This window comes from Lysobacter sp. DMC97 (assembly GCF_056313745.1).
This window is the reverse complement of sequence record NZ_JBQUZR010000003.1, coordinates 448991-467385: the sequence shown is the minus strand read 5'-3', so window position 1 is coordinate 467385 and position 18395 is coordinate 448991. Positions and strand designations below refer to the sequence as shown.

Genomic DNA, 18395 nt, shown 5'->3' with positions numbered 1-18395 from the left:
GGCGGCTGTGCCATAGTCGGGCGGTTGTCCGTTGCGGCCGCGAGGCCACACGGTCACGTACGGTCCGGCGGAGGATGCCTCCGTGCCGTTTTTCGCAGCGATTTCCGACTCTGGGGAGGGTTTCATGCTCGAGCAACACGCAATGTGGATCGCACTGGTCGCAGCGGCCATCGCGATCCTGTATGGCATCGTGTCCGCGCGCTGGATCATGGCGCAGCCCGCGGGCAACGAACGCATGCAGCAGATCGCCGCGGCGATCCAGGAAGGCGCCGGCGCATACCTGCGCAGGCAGTACACGACCATCGCCGTGGTCGGCGTCGTGTTGTTCGCGGTGATCGGCCTGGCCCTCGACTGGCCGACCGCGATCGGCTTCGCGATCGGCGCGGTGCTGTCGGGCGTGGCCGGCTTCATCGGCATGTTCGTCTCGGTCCGCGCCAACGTGCGCACCACGCAGGCCGCCACCAAGGGCCTCAACGACGCGCTGGCGGTCAGCTTCCGCGGCGGCGCGATCACCGGCATGCTCGTGGTCGGCCTCGGCCTGCTCGGCGTGGCCGGCTACTACTGGTTCGTCGGCAAGGGCGCGACGGACGAGGCCGGCATCAAGGCCGCGCTGCAGCCGATGATCGGCCTGGCGTTCGGCTCGTCGCTGATCTCGATCTTCGCCCGCCTCGGCGGCGGCATCTTCACCAAGGGTGCGGACGTCGGCGCCGACCTCGTGGGCAAGGTCGAGGCCGGCATCCCCGAGGACGACCCGCGCAACCCGGCCGTCATCGCCGACAACGTGGGCGACAACGTCGGCGACTGCGCCGGCATGGCCGCCGACCTGTTCGAGACCTACGCGGTGACGATCGTGGCCGCGATGCTGATCGCCGGCATCTCGTTCGCCACCTACGGCAACGGCGGCGTGCTCTACCCGCTGGTGCTGGGCGCGGTGTCGATCGTCGCGTCGATCGTCGGCACCTTCTTCGTGAAGGTCGGCAGCGACGGCAAGATCATGAAGGCGCTGTACAAGGGGCTGATCGTCGCGGGCGTGCTGTCCGCGATCGGCTTCTACTTCGTCACCCAGCAGATGATCGTCGCCAACGCCATGCCGGTGTTCTACTGCGCGCTGATCGGCCTGGCGCTGACTGCGGCGATGGTGGTGATCACCGAGTACTACACCGCCACCGAGTACGCCCCCGTGCAGCAGGTCGCGAAGGCCTCCGAAACCGGCCACGGCACCAACGTCATCGCCGGCCTCGCCGTGTCGATGAAGTCGACCGCGCTGCCGGTGCTCGCGGTCGCCGCCGCGATCTACGGCTGCCACAGCCTCGCCGGCCTGTTCGGCATCGCGGTGGCCGCGGTGTCGATGCTGTCGATGGCCGGCGTGATCGTCGCCCTCGACGCCTACGGCCCGATCACCGACAACGCCGGCGGCATCGCCGAAATGTCGGAGCTGGGCAAGGACATCCGCAAGACGACCGACGCCCTCGACGCGGTGGGCAACACCACCAAGGCCGTGACCAAGGGCTACGCCATCGGTTCGGCCGGCCTGGCCGCGCTGGTGCTGTTCGCCGACTACGCGCACAAGCTGCACGAGCGCATGGGCGATGCCTACAGCGATGCGATCTTCGCCATCAACGATCCGAAGGTGCTGATCGGCCTGTTGATCGGCGGCATGATCCCGTTCCTGTTCGGCGCCTACGCCATGCAGGCCGTGGGCCGCGCCGCCGGCGCGGTGGTGGAGGAAGTCCGCCGCCAGTTCCGCGACATCAAGGGGATCATGGAAGGCACCGGCAAGCCGGAGTACGACAAGGCGGTCGACCTGCTGACCCGCGCGGCGATCAAGGAAATGATCTTCCCGTCGATGCTGCCGCTGATCATCCCGATCCTCGTCGGCTGGTTCCTCGGCCCGGCCGCGCTGGGCGGCCTGCTGATGGGCACGATCGTCACCGGCCTGTTCGTCGCCATCTCCATGTGCACCGGCGGCGGCGCCTGGGACAACGCCAAGAAGTACATCGAGGAAGGCCACCACGGCGGCAAGGGCAGCGAGGCCCACAAGGCCGCGGTGACCGGCGACACCGTCGGCGACCCGTACAAGGACACCGCCGGCCCGGCGATCAACCCGCTGATCAAGATCATCAACATCGTCGCCCTGCTGCTGGTGCCGCTGCTGCCGCTGGACATGAGCCAGGCCTCGGGAGCCGCCGGCGGCACGCCGGCCGGCCATGACGACGCCGTCGCCGCGGCTGCCGCGGCCGCCGCCGCTGCGGCCGAAGCCGCGGCCGCCGCCGCCGAAGCCGCGAAGAAGGACGACGCCATGCCGGCCTCGGCCGACGCCGTGCGCACCGCGGCCGCCGAGCCGGCGGATGCGGCCGCGCACACCGCGACGCTGTACTTCGCCGCGGGTTCGGCCGACCTGCCGGCCGACGCCGCCACCACCCTCTCGCACGTCGTGATGACCCTCAAGGGCAGCGAGGAGGCGAAGGCGGCGATCTCCGGCTACCACGACCTGAGCGGCGACCCGGCGAAGAACGCTGAACTGGCGAAGAAGCGCGCCCAGGCCGTGGCCAAGGCCCTGACCGACGCCGGCGTCGCCGGGGACCGCATCGACCTGCGCAAGCCGCAGGCGACCAGCGGCGGCACCAACGCCGACGAAGCCCGCCGGGTGGAAGTCACGGTGGAGTGATCCCCGGTTACTGCAGCACCCCTCGAACGGCGGCCTCCGGGCCGCCGTTCGCGTTCCCGGCCTCGCCAGGCGAGTCCCGCCGGACGAACACCGCAACCGGGCCGACACCGGGCCGCCGCAGGCCGCATCGGACCCGGCATGGGCAGGCGAAACGACCATGTCGTGCCCGTGGCGGGTCCGTGGCGGGGCGATGTCGTCACGCTGCCGGGCTTGCCTCACCATGATCCCGTGCCACGGGCCGGCCATGCCGGCGGGCCCATCGCACGGAAACTCCCCATGTCCTCCGACCACTTGCCGCCGAGCCCCCCGCCGCCCGCCCCCATGCCACCCAGCGCCCCGCCCTCCGCCAGCCTGCACATCGACAGCACCCGCCTGCGCGAGCTGCGCAGCGCCCGCCAGTGGTCGCAGGAGCAACTGGCCGAACTCTCCGGCCTGAACCTGCGGACCATCCAGCGCCTGGAAGCCGGCGCGAAGATCTCGACCGAGTCCCTGCGCGCCCTCGCCGCGGTGTTCGAGGTGCCGGCCGAGACCCTGTTGGTCCGCCCGCCCTCGCCCAGCCAGCCGGCGCTCGACGCCATGCGCGACGGCGTGATCCGCGGCCTCGACTTCCGCGGCACGACCTCGCGCCCCGACTTCTGGTGGTTCGCGCTCGCGGTGACGATGGTGCTCGCCTTCGGCGAAGCCCTCGGCGAGGCGATGGGGCCGATGCCCGTCCGGATCGCCGGTCTGGTGGTGCTGATCCCGTGGATCGCCGCCTGCACCCGCCGCCTGCGCGACGCCGGCATGAACCCGTGGTGGCAGCTGATCAGCCTCGCGCCGGTTGCCGGCATCCTCGTCCTGCTCTGGCTGCTGACCTATCCCGCGAAGCCCCGCGAGGCCGAGCCAGCGAAGCCCGCGGGGTGAGTGCGCCGGCCGGGGATGCTGCGACGCAGCAACCGGCGGCGTAGAATGCGCGCCTCTCTTCCGTACCGATTTGGAGCGCCCCATGGGCCTGGACCTGGTTCCCACCGGCAAGAACCCGCCGGACGAAGTCAACGTCATCATCGAGATCCCCAAGGACGCCGAACCGGTCAAGTACGAGGTCGACAAGGAGACCGGCGCCATCTTCGTGGACCGCATCCTGTCCACCCCGATGCGCTACCCCTGCAACTACGGCTACATCCCGCACACCCTCTGCGGCGACGGCGACCCGGCCGACGTGCTGGTGATCCTGCCGCTGCCGCTGGTCCCCGGTTCGGTCATCCGCGTGCGCCCCGTCGGCGTGCTGCGCATGAAGGACGAGGCCGGCAGCGACGAGAAGCTGCTCGCGGTGCCGGTGGAAAAGGTGTTCGCCGGCTACGCGCACATCGCCGACATCGACCAGGTCAGCCAGCACTGGCTGGAGCGCATCGGCCACTTCTTCGAGCACTACAAGGATCTCGAGAAGGGCAAGTGGGTGAAGCTCGACGGCTGGGGCGGCGCCGAGGAAGCGAAGCAGATCATCCTGCAGTCGATCGAGCGCTACAACGCGACCCCGGAAGGCGAGAAGCCGCATTTCTGAGCATCGCGACCGTTCGACGGAACAGCAAGAAGCCCGCGCACTGCGCGGGCTTTTTCGTGGGAATCCCCTTTTCTCGTGCTCGGTAGAGCGGCCTTCAGGCCGCTGCTTTTCAAAGAACCAGAGAAGAACAGCGACCAAGTCTTCGACAGCCGAAGGCCGGTCGTGCCGATCTTTCGATCGAGCACTCGCTAGGGCGTAAAAGCAGCGGCCTGAAGGCCGCTCTACCGAGCAGGAGCGACGAGGCAGCGACTTCGTCTCAATGGCCGAGAGGCGAACCAGACGGCTGCGCCACCGATCGGTCGCTCGCTCAGGCGTACTCGCCCTGCGGCTTGTTCGCCCGCAGTCCCGCGGGCGCGACCGCGGTGCGCGAGAGCATCACCATCATCACCTGCATCCACGGCATCTCGTTGCGCAGGGTCAGGCCCTGGGCGAGTGGACGCGCGGCCAGCGCGAAGGCGTCGAAGGCGGTGCGGAACGCGGCGTGGCCATCGGGGCCGTCGCCGTGCTGCGCCCACAGGCCTTTCCACTGCCGCAGCAGGCGCGCGGCGTGGTGCTGGACTAGCACCAGTTCCGGGGGGCGATCCTTGCGCGGCCGCCGCGTCCTCGCCAGACTCTTCGAAAAGGACGCTTGGACTGCCCACACGCGGTCCCGCACCGCTCTTCCTCGCCGCCATCCACCCGACGCGAGCGAAGTTCGCCGGAAGCTTCAAGGAGGAAGGCTGAAGAATGGATGTCGATGCAGAAGCCGAATGCGCCCAGGCCACCCCCGCATCCGAACCCTCGGCGACCGCCGTCGCTGCGGAGGACTCGTCGATCCCGGGCAACGTGGGGAACGAACCGGCCCCGCACGTGGTGCGTCACTTCGCGGCAATGCGTGCAGAAAGTGACTGCGCATTCAAGAACGGATCCCATAGTTTCGAGCGCTGCCATGACTGAGCAAATGCCCCTTTGCATTTTCATCAGCTATAGCCATGACTCCGACGAACATCGGGAGCGGGTGCTGGCGCTTTCGGAGCGTCTGCGGGCAGACGGCATCGAAACGATCCTCGACCGCTACGTCGAAAGGGGATCGCCGCCCGAGGGTTGGCCGCGATGGATGCTGAACGGTCTGGATCAAGCGACGCACGTTCTGTGCGTCTGCACGGAAACGTACTACCGCCGGTTTCGCGGACGGGAGGTGCCGGGCAAAGGCAAAGGCGTGGACTGGGAAGGCGCACTGATGACCCAGTCGCTGTATGACGCCCGCAGCGTTTCGACGAAGTTTGTTCCCGTGCTCTTCGCACATACCGACGCGCCTCATGTTCCCGAACCGCTGCGGGGACAGACGTTTCATGTCATGGATTCCGATGCGGGCTATCAGGCCTTGTACGACGCATTGCTGAACCAGAGCGGTGTCGTCCCGGGGCCGGTGGGCAGCCTGAAACGCAAGCCTCGGGCGACGGGCGAGCCGCTGTCCTTCCCGCCCGCCTCGCCAGCCGCCGAAGCCGACACCACCACGTCCGATGTCACCCGCAATATCGCGAGGACGCAGTTGGACAAACACGCGCCGCGCGTGCTGTTCGGCCGCGAAACGGAGCTGGAAGCACTCGATGCGGCGTGGGCGAAGGGGACGCTGAATGTCTACACGCTGGTGGCCTGGGGCGGGGCGGGCAAGACCTCGCTGGTGTTCCACTGGGTGCAGACACGCTTCTCGGCGACGGGCTGGCCCGGCGTCGAGCGCTATTTCGACTGGAGCTTCTACAGCCAGGGCACCGGCGAAAGCCGGCAGACCTCCGCCGACCTGTTCATCGCCAAGGCACTCGCCTTCTTCGGCGACCCGGATCCGACCGTCGGCGGACCGTATGAACGAGGCGAGCGGCTGGCCGAGCTGATTCGCCGGCACCGCACGCTGCTGATCCTCGACGGCATCGAACCGCTGCAATACCCGCCAAACGATCCCCAGGCCGGGCGGCTGAAGGACCAGGCGCTGGACGCGCTGCTGCGCGAACTCGCCGCCGAAAACCCCGGGCTGGTCGTCATCACCACCCGCGAACACCTGACGGACATCGACAAACTCGCCAACACCGAAGCGCAGAAACTCGACAAGTTGAGCAAGGAAGCGGCGGTCGCGCTGCTGCGGGACCTGAACATCGTCGGCACGGACGAGGAGTTGCACGCAGCATGGCAGGATGCCGGCGGCCACGCGCTGACCCTCAGCCTGCTGGGGCGCTTCATCGCCGACGCCTATGAGGACCGCGACATCCGCCACTACCGCGAGGTGAAGTTCGAAGCGGCGGACCGGGAGCACCAGGGCCGTTCGGCGTTCAAGGTGATGGTCGCCTACGAGCGCTGGCTGAAGAGCGGCGGACCCGAGCGCCAGCGCGAACTGGCCGTGCTGCGGCTGACCGGCCTGTTCGACCGGCCGATGGCGAAGGGTTGCCTGCAGGCCCTGCGGGCGGAACCGGCGATTCCCGGGCTGACCGACGCGCTGGTGACGCTGTCGCCGCAGCAATGGAACATCGCGGTGACACGGCTGAGCGAGGTGGACCTGCTCTCGAACTCGGCCGACGCGATCGACGCCCACCCGCTGATCCGCGAGTACTTCGCGGCGCAGTTGCAGCGGGAGCAGCCGGCGGCGTTCCGGGCGGCCCACTCGCGGCTGTTCGACTACCTGTGCGAGAGCACGCCGCACCAGCCGGACGGCATCGACGGCCTGGCCCCGCTCTACGAAGCCGTCACCCACGGCTGCCTCGCCGGACGACAGCAGGAGGCGCGCGAGAAGGTCTACCGCGACCGCATCCTCCGCGGCACGGACAGCAACGGTTTCTACAGCACGAAAAAACTCGGAGCGATCGGGGCCGACCTCGCGGCGGTGGCCGCCTTCTTCGACGCGCCGTGGACCCAGGCGTCACCGAACCTGACCGAAGCTGCTCATGCTTGGCTGCTGAGCCAGGCCGCATTCCGCCTCCGCGCCCTCGGCCGCTTGACAGAAGCGCTGCAACCGATGCGTGCCGGGTTGGAGATGCGGGTTCAGCAGAAGAACTGGAAGCAAGCGGCGATCGGTGCCAGCAACCTGAGCGAGTTGGAGGTGACACTGGGCTGCTTGTCGGATGCCGTGACCGACGCCCTTCAGTCGATCACCCACGCCGACCAGAGCGGCGATGCGTTCTGGCGGATGGCAGGTCGCGCCAAGGCGGCGGATGCCTTGCACCAGTCCGGCCAGCGGATGGACGCCGGCACACTCTACGCCGAGGCCGAACGGATGCAGAAGGAAAATCAGCCGCAGTTCGACCTGCTCTATTCGCTGCGGGGCTTCCAATACTGCGACTGGCTGCTGGCCCCCGCCGAACAGGCCGCGTGGCAGCACTTGCTCAATCAGCCCCTCTCAAATTCCAAATCTCAATTCTCAGATGGACTGGCCGATGTCGAACGGCGAGGGACGACGACTCTCAATTGGATGACGATTGACCCAAACGCCCCGTTACTTACCATCGCGCTTGATCGCCTGACCCTCGCCCGCGTCGGGCTGATCCGGGCGATCCTGGCGAACCCGCTCCCGCAACCGACGCTCGACTTGCCGCACGTCGCCGCCGCCGTCAACGGCCTCCGCGCCGCAGGGCAGATGCATTACCTTCCCTGCGGCCTGCTCGCCGCCGCGCTCTACCACTTCGTCCGCGGCGAGCACCACCTCGCCCTGAAGCACCTGGCCGAAGCCCAGCAGATCGCCGAACGCGGCCCCATGCCGCTCTTCCTCGCCGATATCCGCCTGACACGAGCCAGACTCGCCGCATGTGTGAAGCGGGAAGGCGGAAGGATGGACGTCGATGCGAAAGCCGAACTGGCCCAAGCCGCTACCCTCATCCGGACCCTCGGCTACGGCCGTCGCGACCAGGAACTTGCCGATGCCGAAGCGGCGATCGGGGGCAGCGGATAAAAATGACTTCAGCCGCCACTGCCGCCGAAACCTGAACCGCCGAACCGGGACACCCCTCATCCGGAATGACCCGCAAGATGTTTGGGACAACCCGTTTCCCGGTATGCGTTCGGACGCCGTGGCAGCGGTTCTCAGCCCCGCCTGTATGCCTGCCAGAGACGGCACCGGGACACCCACGGATCTCGCAGCTTCAACGTGTTCGCCGGCTACGCGCACATCGCCGATACCGACTCGGTAGAGCGGGCTTCAGCCCGCTGCTTTTTTTGAGCCCTATCGTCAGAAGCAAAAGCAGCGGCCTGGTGTTCAACAGCCCGCTGCGTTTGGCTTCATCTCGAAAAGCAGCGGCATGAATGCCGCTCTACCGAGCAAAAAGCGCCAAAGCAGCGACCGCAGCTCCGACAGCCGAAAGGCGGCTCAGGCCGCCACGCCGCCGATCGCACGCTCAGGCGTACTCGCCCTGCGGCTTGTTCGCCCGCAGCCCCGCGGGCGCGACGGCGGTGCGGGACAGCATCACCATCATCACCTGCATCCACGGCATCTCGTTGCGCAGCATCAGGCCCTGCGCGAACGGACGCGCGGCTTGGGCGAAGGCATCGAACGCGGCGCGGAACGCGGCGTGCCCTTCAGGGCCGTCACCGTGCTGCGCCCACAGCCCCTTCCACTGCCGCAGCAGGCGCGCGGCGTGCTGCTGGAGTTGCGCCAGTTGCGGGTGCGGCTGGCATTCGCCGAACAGGAACGACAGGTGCTGGGCGAGTTCCCATGGCGTCATCACCACGGGCACGTTGAAGGTCTCGCAGGCGAAGGTGTCCGGCGCATCGGTGCCCGGCGGGAGGAAGCGCGGCTGCCAGCCGTTCGCGGGCGTGTCGTGCGGGCGGCCCTGCGCGACCTGATCCCAGAACGCGCCGCCGCCGACGGTGTCGCAGACCAGATGGATGCGCGCGCGCTCGGCATCGTTGACCACGCTGTGCTGGCGCCAGGTGTCGAAGATCCAGCAGTCGCCGGCGGCCATGTGGATGGTGTGGCCATCGCACTCGAAACGCACCGTCGGCTGCGTCACCAGCGGCACGTGCACGCGCACGCGCTCGACCCAGTAGTAGCCCTGGTCGGCGTGGCGGTTGACCTCGGCCTGCCCTGCCAGCCGCATCAGCCGGGTGCGGCCGATGGTGGCGCCGAAGCTGGCGATCACCTGGCGCAGGTAGCGACACTGCTGCAGCGCGGGTGTGGGGCGCATCGCGCCGGAAAAGGCTTCGTTGTTGGGATCGCCGTCGCTGGCCAGCAGCGGCAGCATCGAGTTGCCGGCGAAGCCCTGCGGGTGCGGCTTCCATACGGATTCGCCCAGCGCATCGATCTCGGCGGCGAGCGCCGCGGCGTCGAAGCGCAGCGGCAGCTGGATGAAGGGAACCTGGAGTTTCAAGGCCGAAGACCCGGACGGCGACGATGCCGGATTGTAGGCCGATTCCCGCCGGCGCCCGGTTGCGCGGGGTCAAATCCGCCGCGCCGGAAAGAAGCGGCCCCGGTGGCGACACCGGGGCCGTGGCCGGGCAAGGGGCGGCCAGCAGGCGGGAAACGGCGGGCGCCGACGCGCCGGGTCAGAATTTCTGGTTGTACTGCAGGTAGAAGAAGCCGCCGCCGGGCAGGTCGTAGGCACCGTCGAACGAATGCGCGAACGCGTTGCGCGCGATCGGCGGTTCGCGGCCGAAGACGTTGCGCGCGCCGACGACCACCCGGCCGTTCCACGGCGTCTTCCAGCCTACCTGCACGTCGTGGTACAGCCGCGAGCCCATCCGGTTCTCGTAGCGCAGGATGTTGCCGTTGGCGTCGTGCACTTCCTGGTCGCACAGTTCGGTCGGGGTGATGCCGTACTCGAAGTAGTTCGGCCCGGACGGGCACAGCTCGTCCATGCCCGAGTAGTAGCGCATCGCCCACGTCGCGTCCCAGTCGCCCTTGCGCCAGCCGGCGGTGAGGTTGGAACGCAGCCGCCACGACGGCGCGCCGTTGTACTCGCCGACCTTGCCGAACAGCGTGTTCTCGACCGAATAGGTGTTGTCCCACTGCAGCGTGAACCGCCCCAGGCGGGTCTCCGGCAGGGCGTAGACGACCTGCAGGTCGTAGCCCTCGACCTGCCCGGTCGTGAGGTTGAACAGGCTCTGGCGCACGTCGACGAGGTTGCCGGTGGCGTCGCGGCCGATGAACGAGCAGAACAGCGCGCGCTGCGCATCGTCCGTGGCGGCGCCGGGCGTACCCGGCGTGGCGTAGCAGGCGGTGAGGATGGCCTGCGTGCCGCGGAAGGAGATCACGTTGTCGAGGGTGATGCGGTACCAGTCCAGGGTGACGTTCAGGCCCGGCGCCCACGACGGGCTGTAGACCACGCCGAGGCTGCGGGTGGTGCCGGTCTCGGGCGTGAGCTGCGGATTGCCGCCCGCCAGCGAGCGGATCTGTCCGTTCGGCTGGACCACGCCGCCGCCCGGCACGCCGTCGGCGGTGCAGCGCGTCGCGTCGGTGGTCGGCAGGCCGATGTTGAGCGTGTTGCAGGGATCGATCGCGGCCGGGAAGCTTTCCGAACCGCCGAGGTACAGGTCCAGCACGTCCGGCGCACGGAAGGATTCGGAATACGTGCCGCGCAGCATCAGGTCGTCGAACACCTGCCACTTCAGTCCCAGCTTGCGCGAGGTGTCGCCGCCGATGTCCGGGCGCACGATGCTGCCGCCGAAGCGGCCCTCGGAATCGTAGTCGGAACGGCGCGCGGCGAGGTTCATCTCCAGCAGCTTCACGCCCGGCAGGTCGGCCAGCAGCGGCACGTTGAGTTCGGCATAGAGTTCGTCGACGTTGACCCGGCCTTCGGTCGGCTCGGTGAAGTTCGACGACGAGCCGCCGCCGGCGACGAGCGCATCCGGCGAGTTCACGAACGCGGTGCGGCGGTGCTCCACGCCCACCGCGAAGCCGAGCGGGCCGGCGGGCAGTTCGATGATCGAGCCGGACAGGTTGGCGAAGTAGTCCTTGGTCGTCATCTGCTGCTGCGAGTTCAGCGTGTAGCGGATGTAGGCGTTCATCGCGTCGTATTCGTCGCGGCTGATCACGCCGGCACCGAGGCCGAGGTCCGGGCCGCCGAACACGTTGTACGGCACGCAGCCGCGGATCACCGCGCCGCCGCCGTCGAGGCATTCCAGCGCGCCGGTCACCGGATTGCGCCGCGAATCGCCCACCGCCTGGCGCAGGTTGAACAGGTTGATGAAGTTGCTGCCGCGCTGCGCGATGCGCGAGTCGAGCCACGAATAGCCGGCGTCCCAGTAGAAGTCGCGGCCGGCGAAGTCGAACTGGCCGTCCAGCCACAGGGTGACGGCGGTGTTGTCGTTGTCGAAGTACGGCTTGCGCGGCCCGACCGCGATCGAACGGAAACTCGCCTGCCGCAGGTTCTCGCCGAACGGGTTGAACACGTTGCCGGCGGTCGGCGCGAACGCCCACTGCGGCCCGGCCAGGCCGCGCGTGTCCATCGTCAGCGGCACCTCGGCCAGCTGCTGGTTGGAATCGCGCTTGACGTAGGCCGCCATCGCGTTGGCGTTGATGCGGTCGGTCAGGCGCAGACCGCCCTGCGCGTAGACGCTGAAGCGATCGATCGGTTGCAGCAGGTAGTTCACCGGCGCGAAGTTGTAGCGGTCGGAATGCCCGGAGCCGTCGGTGGTGTAGCCGATGAAGGTGCGGAAATCGCCGGCGGTGGTGCCGGGGCGGCCTTCGCGCAGCGTGTACGGTCCGCCCGCCACCGGCGTGCAGGTCTGGAAGCCGGTCGAGGTCGGTGTGAACCCGCCGGCGCAACGCACGAAGTTGCCGCGCTCGCTGCTGCCCGAACCGAAGGCCCCGCCCGACGCGATGTCGCCGCCGCCGTAGACCGGCACCGACGAGCGTTCGCGATCGCCGGCGTACACCGGTTCCTGGCGCTGCCAGGCGAGGCTGATCACCGCGTTCCAGCGGTCGTTGCTTGCGCCGACGGTGAAGTCGTAGGACTGCTGGAAGCCATCGCCCTGCGTGTAGCCGCCGAGGTAGGCGTTCATCGCCGCGCCGTCGAAATTCTTCTTCGTGATCACGTTGATCACGCCCGCGATCGCGTCGGACCCGTAGATCGCCGAAGCGCCGTCCTTCAGCACTTCGATGCGCTCGACCACGGAGATCGGGATCGAGTTGAGGTCGACCAGCGCCGAGTTGGTGATGCCCGCGGTCACCCAGCGGCGACCGTTGACCAGCACCAGCGTGCGCGTCGGGCCGAGGCCGCGCAGCGACACGTTCTGGGTGCCGTCGCTGCCGTTGGTGGCGGTGGTGACGTTGCGCAGCGCGCCGCCGTCGCTGGCGGTGATGTTGAACAGCACGTCGCCGACCGAGGTCAGGCCGGTGGCCTCGATCGCGGCGCGGTCGATCGACAGCACCGGCGACGTGCCTTCGACCTCGGCGGCGCGCGGAATGCGCGAACCGGTCACGACGACCGTGTCCAGCGTGTCCTTCGGCGGTGCGTCCTGAACAGCGGTGTCCTGGGCGAGCGCGGCCGGCGCGAACACGACCGGCAGCAGGCCGGCGGCGATCGCGAAGGGCAACGCGGCCGGGCGCAGGACGGACTTGTCGGGCGAACGGGTCATCGGAGTCTCCATGGCGGATGCGCACCGGTGAAGGCGCACGGGATCGGAAGTGAAGGCCGCAGGCCACCCCTGCGGCACGCGGTGTGCGGACGATGCCGACGGCACGCGGCGCGGCCGTCGCGCATCGCGCGTGAATCAATCGTTGTGGATCACGTCATGGACACGTTACGGACGCGTCGCGGGCATCGCCTTGCATGGACGGTTGCCTGCCTGTGCCGATCTTGGCGCCGCGCCGTGCTTCCTCGCGCCACGCGCTGGCGGTGGTGCGGAAGCGCGTGCGGAACGCGCGCGCGAAGCTGCAGCCGTTGTCGAAGCCGCAGGCCGCGCCGACGTCGCCGATCGCATCGTCGGTGCGCGCGAGCAGTTCGCAGGCGCGCTCCAGCCGCAGTCGCACCGAGGCCGCCTGCGGGCTTTCGTCGTACAGCCCGTGGAAGGTCTTGGAGAAATACCAGCTGGAGAAGCTCGTCAGCTCCGCCAGCTCGGTCAGGCGCACCACGCGATCGCGGTGGCCTTCGAGGAACAGCCGCGCGCGCTGCAGGCGACCGAGCACCTGGCGCTTGCGCCGCAGCGACCGCCCCGGGCAGCGGCCGACGGCATGGTCGAGGTCGCGCTGCTGGATCGCCAGGTGCCGCAGCATCGCCGCCACGGCGCGGTCGCCGGTGGCGTCGCGTCGCGCCGCGGCGACGTGGCCGCTGCGCCACAGCCGCAATGCGATGCGCAGGTCGCCGCGCGACATCCGCCCGTGCCCGGGCAGCAGGTCGCAGGCATGCCGGCTGCCACCGGGCGGCAGCACCAGGCCGAGCGTCACGCCGTGCCGGCCGGCGATGAGTTCGGGCATGGAGTCGCGCTCGAACGCCAGCCAGTCGCCCGGCCGCAGCACGAACCGGCCTTCGCGCGCCCGCACCTCGGCCTCGCCGCGCACCTGCAGCCAGATCGAGAACGCGCCGGCCCCGAGGCGCAGGCTGCCCAGCCGCGCCACCGCCGGCCAGCGCACGTCGGCGGCCGCGGACAGCGGCGACAGCGACAGCGCGCCGCCCCGGTCCGCGAAGAAGGGGGGAAACGGAAGCCGCGGGTGGGAAGCACGGGAAACGGGACTTCGGGTTTCGGCCTGCATGGCGCCACTCCTTGGGGGACTGGCTCCGGTGTGGCCCGGCCGCGACGCGGCGGCAGGAAATCGCGCCGAGATTTCACCTAAATCGGCGCGAAAGTGTTCCGAAATCGTTCCGAAACCTTGCGGATCAAGGCCTTGCGTCGGTTCGCGCGCCCGGCGGCGCTGTCGGCGGCAGGGCCAGCGCCGACAGCGGCAGCAGGCCGATGTCCATGTTCGAGGCGTCCCAGGTGGCGGCCAGCAGCCGCGGCGGCGACGGCAGCAGGGCCACGCCGGACACGGGTCTGGCCGGCTTGCCCAGGCACTGCGCATCGGCCGGTCCCGCGCCGCCGGCCACCCGGCGCCACAGCCAGCCGCAGGCGGGCGAGCCGTCGAGCACGCGCACGCCATCGGGCTGCGCGACGAGGGTCCGGGTCCGCGGCTGGTAGCCCACCTCGTCGACGCGTTTCGCCGCGCCGAGGTCCAGATCGGTCTGCCAGATCTCCGGCTTGAGCGGCCGCACGAACACGATCCGGTGCGCCGCCGGGTCCGGCACCGCCAGGATCGCGTCCGCCACCTGCGCCAGCGGCCGCCACGGGGTCGTGGTGCGGTCGTACAGGGTCAGGCCCAGCCGCCCCGCCCCGCGCTCGGCCACCACCAGCAGGCGCCGCGGGTCCGGGTGGTACGCCACATGCACCGGCACCGCGTCGGGCACCGGCAGCGTGCGCACCCGGCCCTGCCGCGGCTCGATCTCCACCACCGTCTTGCGGCCGTCGGGATGGTCGGCGATCACCAGCGCGCGCTCGGAATCCGCGCGCCACACCGGCACGAAACGCGCCATCGGCTCGAAGCCGTCCAGCGCGCGCAGCGAATCGGGCCGGCCCAGGTCCGCCCACCACAGCCGCATCGCGCCGTCGCGATCGGAGATGAACAGGATCTGCCGGCCGTCCGGCGACACCGCCGGCAGCAGGTCCGACCGCGTCGACGGGAACAGCAGCTCGCTGCGCGCCAGCGCATGCTCGCCGTCCTGCAGGCGCAGCGTGCGCAGCCGCGATTCGCCCTGTTCGATCGCGAAGGCCAGCGTGTCGCCGTGCAGCGACGTGGCCGGCGAGGTCAGTCCGTTGCCGGGCAATCGATACTCGGCGGTCGCGCCATCGGCCAGGCGCTGCTGCACCAGCATCGCGCCCTCGCTGGTGTAGCGCGCATAGACGATCCCGGCGCTGTCGCGCGTCCAGGCGACGCCGAAGAAGTTGGTGCGCAGCGTGGTCAGCCGCTGCGGCGTGCCGCCCGCGACCGGGATGCGCCACAGGTCGCCGAGCGAGAGATTGCGCTGGAACACGATCCAGCGCCCGTCCGGCGACACCCGCGGATGCAGGTCGATGTCCTCGTCGCTGCGGGCGTACGCGATCGGCCGCCACGTGCCTTCGTCGATGCGCATGCGGTGCAGTTGCCGCGCGCCGGACTCGCCGCCGCCCCCGACCAGCGACTGGCCATCGGGGAACCACGCGATGTCCGCCGCGCCGGCCAGGCAGTCGCCGATCTCGCGCGGCGTGCCGCCGCTGGCAGGCATCAGCATCACCCGGCAGGTCGCGCCGGCGCGGCGCAGGAACGCGATCTCGCGGCCGTCCGGCGACCACGCAGGCAACAGGTCGCGCCGCCCCGGCGCGGGCTCGGTGAGTGGGCGCGGCGTCACCGAGGCCGCGGTCTGGAGCATCAGCTCGCTGCCGCCGCTGTCGTCACCCTCGACGCTGCGGGCGTAGACCAGCAGCGCGCCGTCGGGCGAGAGCGCGGGCGAGTCCTCGCTCAGGCGCGAAGTCGCGACACGCTGCACGTCCACCGGTTCCGCGACCGTCGCCGCGGCCGATGGCGACACGGGCGACACCGGCGCACGCGCGTCGCGCTGCCACCACCACGCGCCGGCGATGGCCGCGGCCAGCAGCAGCACGCCGACGGCATCGATGGCCGCCCACGCGCGCCGTGCACCGCGGCCCGGTGCGGGCATCGCGGCAGGCACCGCAACGGCATCGGAAACGGCGTCGGAAACGGCCGACTCCGCGGGCGACGCCGGCGCATCGGCACCCTCCAGCCACTCGATCGGCGCGATCAGCCGGTAACCCTGCTTCGCCAGCGTCTCGATGTAGCGCGGGCGTTCGCGGTCGTCGCCCAGCGCCTTGCGCAATTGCGTGATCGCCTGGGTGACCACGTCGTCGGTCGGCAGCGTGTCCGGCCACACCCATTCCAGCAGCGCCTCGCGGCCGACCGGCCGGCCGGCGTGCGCGACCAGCACCATCAGCACGCCGAGCGACTTCAGCGTCACCCGCATCGCATCGCCGCCCGCCACCGGCGCGATCTCGCGCAGCGGGATGTCGACCACGCGGTCGCCGATGCGCAGGCGGTCGGAGGGACGTGGTTCCAGCAGGTTGCGGTGCGACTTCAGCATGGCGCCCCCGCGGCGGCGAAGCGGCCGGGCCCCGGCGTCGCCGCCGGCCGACGCGTGCCCGTGCCTGCGGGCGCGGCGCAGGCGTCACGATGTGCACGGGCGTCAGGGCGTCGGGTCACTGCTGCGGCGTCCGATCATGCCGGCCAAGCGCGAGACGATCAGCGCCATGTACATCACGCCGTTCCACTGCGCGACGATCGTGATCACCCGCGCCACCGGCGACAGCGGCAGGATGTCGCCGAGGCCGGTGGCGGAGAAGTTGGTGGCGCTGAGGAACAGCAGCTCCACCCACACCGGCGCGCGATCGGTGCCGGCCGGCGACTGGAAGGCGTGCGGCTCCCACAGCTGGCACAGCACGTAGACCCAGGCGTAGGCCTCGACGAACAGCATGAACGTCGCGCCCGCCGCCCACAGTTCGTCGCGGGTCGCGCGCTGGTCGCCCATCATGTAGGTGATCAGCGACATCGCGGCGTAGAAGTACGCGGCGGCGTAACCGAGCGCGCCGAGCGTGCCGAAGATCTTCGCGACGGACGACGGCGCCTCCGGCGTCGGCGCGCCGAGCAGCACGGACGCGGTCCACGCACCGACGCCGACGATGGCGAGCACGCCCGCCACCCAGCCCGGCCGCGGCGAGCGATGCACCATCCACACCGCCGCCGACAGCACGCCGACGCTGATCGCGGTCGACACCACCTGCCCCGCGGGCGTGTGGCCGACGAAGGGATACAGCAGCAGCGCCGCCAGTTGCACCAGCAGCAGCGTGCGCGAGGGATGGCGCATCCAGCGGCGCAGGTCGGCGCTCATCGCGTGCGCCCTGCGGCGCCGGCGCGCGCCTCGCGCTCGCAGGCGAGCACCGCGCGCGACCACGCCGCGAGGAACGGCAGTCCGACGCTCTCGTATTCGTAGCGGTCGTCGTTGTAGATGCCGTCGGCGTTGCACAGCACGCTGGCGGCGAGCAGGCATTCCGCGCCGGAGTCGCGGTCGACCACCCACGCCACTTCGCTCAGGGACCCGTAGGCCATGCCGCTCTTGCCGAACACCGTCAATCCCTCCGGATACCGTTGCGTGCCATCGCCGACGAAGAACCAGCGCGCCTCGCCGTCGGGATGCGCGGCTTCGGGGTAGACCGGGTCTTCGCTCTCGCGCGGCCGCAGGGCCAGCGCGCGCAGCAGGCGGTCGCGCAGCGCACCGTCGATCCGCCAGCGCTGCGCGGGCGGCACCGTCCCGGGCGCCAGGAACGCTTGCAGCATCCGCAGGCTGTCCACCAGCGGCAGGAAGTTCGCGTGCGAGAAGTCATGCGGACCCGGCACCAGCACGCCGTCGTCGCCCAGCCAGCCCTCGCCGCGCAGCGCCGTGCCGAACGGGAACCGCCGCGCTTCGGCGGTCGTCGGCGCGCAGCGGGCCAGGACGCGGCCATCGGCGCCGCGCAGCGTGCCGCCGCCGGTGCGCCGGTTGGCCTCGGGATCGGGCGAACCCAGCCGCGCGATCAGCCGCGCATGCGGGTAACCCAACGCCGCCAGCCGCGCGTGGACGCGATCGCCGCCGAGCAGTTCGTACCAGCGGTTGAACGGGCGGTTCTCGCTGATCGTGAAGGTGCGGCGCAGGCCGCGCGCGAAGGTGTCGGCCAGCGGTTCGTCGCCCCATTCGCCGGTGGCCGGCGGCGCATCGAGCGCGAGCACGGTGTCCGCATCGCCGCCGGCGGCCTGCACCGTCTCGGCCATCAGCAGCGCCATCGGCAGCTTGGCCACGCTGGCCGCCGGGAACCAGCGCCGCGGCGCCAGTCCGAAATCATGCGTGCGGGTGCGCACGTGGCCATCGGCGTCGCGGGCGATGCGCACCCAGCGCAGCTGGACGGCATGGGCCGGATCGTGCGCCACCGCCGCCAACGCCGGCGGCATGCGCGCGAACACGTCGGCCCAGGGATCGGCCGGCACGGCGTGCGACGGCAGCGCGAACGCGCGCGGCATGGCCATCGCCGCCAGGCCCAGTGTCGTCCCGCCGAGGAAGCTGCGTCGTCGCATGGGGGTTCGGTCGCCTCCGTCCGTCGTCGTCGCGTGCTTGCGCACGGAAGTGCTGCATCGCAATAAACACGGGCCGTGCGACGTTGCATGAATACGTATGCATG

General features: G+C 70.2%; 12 protein-coding genes. 5 read left to right on the top strand and 7 right to left on the bottom strand.

What is annotated here, in order from left to right:
- The first annotated feature begins 124 nt into the window (after positions 1 to 124).
- The 3 genes from ACT53Q_RS08250 (at position 125) to ppa (ending at position 4208) form a co-directional block, all read left to right on the top strand.
- Positions 125 to 2668 carry a sodium-translocating pyrophosphatase gene (locus ACT53Q_RS08250; RefSeq protein ID WP_476186176.1) on the top strand — a complete coding sequence of 848 codons (2544 nt, stop codon included), beginning with the start codon at positions 125 to 127 and terminating at the stop codon, positions 2666 to 2668.
- 321 nt (positions 2669 to 2989) lie between these two features.
- On the top strand, positions 2990 to 3571 hold the full coding sequence (locus ACT53Q_RS08245) for a DUF805 domain-containing protein (protein WP_476186175.1): 582 nt from the start codon (positions 2990 to 2992) through the stop codon (positions 3569 to 3571).
- Positions 3572 to 3653: 82 nt separating this feature from the next.
- On the top strand, positions 3654 to 4208 hold the full coding sequence (gene ppa / locus ACT53Q_RS08240) for an inorganic diphosphatase (RefSeq protein WP_476186174.1): 555 nt from the start codon (positions 3654 to 3656) through the stop codon (positions 4206 to 4208).
- A 307-nt stretch (positions 4209 to 4515) separates the two neighbouring features.
- On the opposite strand, the gene ACT53Q_RS08235 is transcribed toward ppa, so the two are convergent.
- Positions 4516 to 4773 carry a hypothetical protein gene (locus ACT53Q_RS08235; protein WP_476186173.1) on the bottom strand — a complete coding sequence of 86 codons (258 nt, stop codon included), beginning with the start codon at positions 4771 to 4773 and terminating at the stop codon, positions 4516 to 4518.
- A gap of 161 nt (positions 4774 to 4934) precedes the next feature.
- Here ACT53Q_RS08235 and ACT53Q_RS08230 point away from each other — a divergent pair, with 161 nt between their 5' ends.
- Together ACT53Q_RS08230 and ACT53Q_RS08225 are read left to right on the top strand one after the other, a co-directional pair.
- A complete protein-coding gene (locus tag ACT53Q_RS08230) occupies positions 4935 to 5144 on the top strand; it encodes a hypothetical protein (protein WP_476186172.1) in 210 nt (69 codons plus the stop codon).
- Positions 5137 to 8121 carry an SEFIR domain-containing protein gene (locus tag ACT53Q_RS08225; RefSeq protein ID WP_476186171.1) on the top strand — a complete coding sequence of 995 codons (2985 nt, stop codon included), beginning with the start codon at positions 5137 to 5139 and terminating at the stop codon, positions 8119 to 8121. Before ACT53Q_RS08230 ends, ACT53Q_RS08225 begins: the two co-directional genes overlap by 8 nt.
- Before the next feature lie 442 nt (positions 8122 to 8563).
- On the opposite strand, the gene ACT53Q_RS08220 is transcribed toward ACT53Q_RS08225, so the two are convergent.
- The 6 genes from ACT53Q_RS08220 to ACT53Q_RS08195 all read right to left on the bottom strand — a co-directional run bounded on the left by ACT53Q_RS08220 (position 8564) and on the right by ACT53Q_RS08195 (position 18291).
- On the bottom strand, positions 8564 to 9535 hold the full coding sequence (locus ACT53Q_RS08220; protein WP_476186170.1) for an aspartyl/asparaginyl beta-hydroxylase domain-containing protein: 972 nt from the start codon (positions 9533 to 9535) through the stop codon (positions 8564 to 8566).
- 175 nt (positions 9536 to 9710) lie between these two features.
- Positions 9711 to 12743 (bottom strand): TonB-dependent receptor domain-containing protein, encoded by a 3033-nt coding sequence (locus ACT53Q_RS08215; protein WP_476186169.1) that lies wholly within the window; start codon positions 12741 to 12743, stop codon positions 9711 to 9713.
- A gap of 154 nt (positions 12744 to 12897) precedes the next feature.
- Positions 12898 to 13857 (bottom strand): helix-turn-helix domain-containing protein, encoded by a 960-nt coding sequence (locus ACT53Q_RS08210; RefSeq protein ID WP_476186168.1) that lies wholly within the window; start codon positions 13855 to 13857, stop codon positions 12898 to 12900.
- Positions 13858 to 13981: 124 nt separating this feature from the next.
- Positions 13982 to 16270 (bottom strand): winged helix-turn-helix domain-containing protein, encoded by a 2289-nt coding sequence (locus ACT53Q_RS08205; RefSeq protein WP_476186167.1) that lies wholly within the window; start codon positions 16268 to 16270, stop codon positions 13982 to 13984.
- Between the two features lie 102 nt (positions 16271 to 16372).
- Positions 16373 to 17074 (bottom strand): ion channel, encoded by a 702-nt coding sequence (locus tag ACT53Q_RS08200; protein WP_476186166.1) that lies wholly within the window; start codon positions 17072 to 17074, stop codon positions 16373 to 16375.
- Positions 17071 to 18291 (bottom strand): serine hydrolase, encoded by a 1221-nt coding sequence (locus ACT53Q_RS08195; RefSeq protein WP_476186165.1) that lies wholly within the window; start codon positions 18289 to 18291, stop codon positions 17071 to 17073. The genes ACT53Q_RS08200 and ACT53Q_RS08195 overlap by 4 nt, the downstream gene beginning before the upstream one ends.
- Positions 18292 to 18395: the final 104 nt, after the last annotated feature.

What these genes read in the sequence shown, in the direction of transcription:
- ACT53Q_RS08250 (WP_476186176.1), top strand. Translation starts at nt 125, where the DNA reads ATGCTCGAGCAACACGCAATGTGGATCGCACTGGTCGCAGCGGCCATC.
- ACT53Q_RS08245 (WP_476186175.1), top strand. Translation starts at nt 2,990, where the DNA reads ATGCCACCCAGCGCCCCGCCCTCCGCCAGCCTGCACATCGACAGCACC.
- ppa (WP_476186174.1), top strand. Translation starts at nt 3,654, where the DNA reads ATGGGCCTGGACCTGGTTCCCACCGGCAAGAACCCGCCGGACGAAGTC.
- ACT53Q_RS08230 (WP_476186172.1), top strand. Translation starts at nt 4,935, where the DNA reads ATGGATGTCGATGCAGAAGCCGAATGCGCCCAGGCCACCCCCGCATCC.
- ACT53Q_RS08225 (WP_476186171.1), top strand. Translation starts at nt 5,137, where the DNA reads ATGACTGAGCAAATGCCCCTTTGCATTTTCATCAGCTATAGCCATGAC.
- ACT53Q_RS08215 (WP_476186169.1), bottom strand. Translation starts at nt 12,743, where the DNA reads ATGACCCGTTCGCCCGACAAGTCCGTCCTGCGCCCGGCCGCGTTGCCC.
- ACT53Q_RS08210 (WP_476186168.1), bottom strand. Translation starts at nt 13,857, where the DNA reads ATGCAGGCCGAAACCCGAAGTCCCGTTTCCCGTGCTTCCCACCCGCGG.
- ACT53Q_RS08205 (WP_476186167.1), bottom strand. Translation starts at nt 16,270, where the DNA reads ATGCTGAAGTCGCACCGCAACCTGCTGGAACCACGTCCCTCCGACCGC.
- ACT53Q_RS08200 (WP_476186166.1), bottom strand. Translation starts at nt 17,074, where the DNA reads ATGAGCGCCGACCTGCGCCGCTGGATGCGCCATCCCTCGCGCACGCTG.
- ACT53Q_RS08195 (WP_476186165.1), bottom strand. Translation starts at nt 18,291, where the DNA reads ATGCGACGACGCAGCTTCCTCGGCGGGACGACACTGGGCCTGGCGGCG.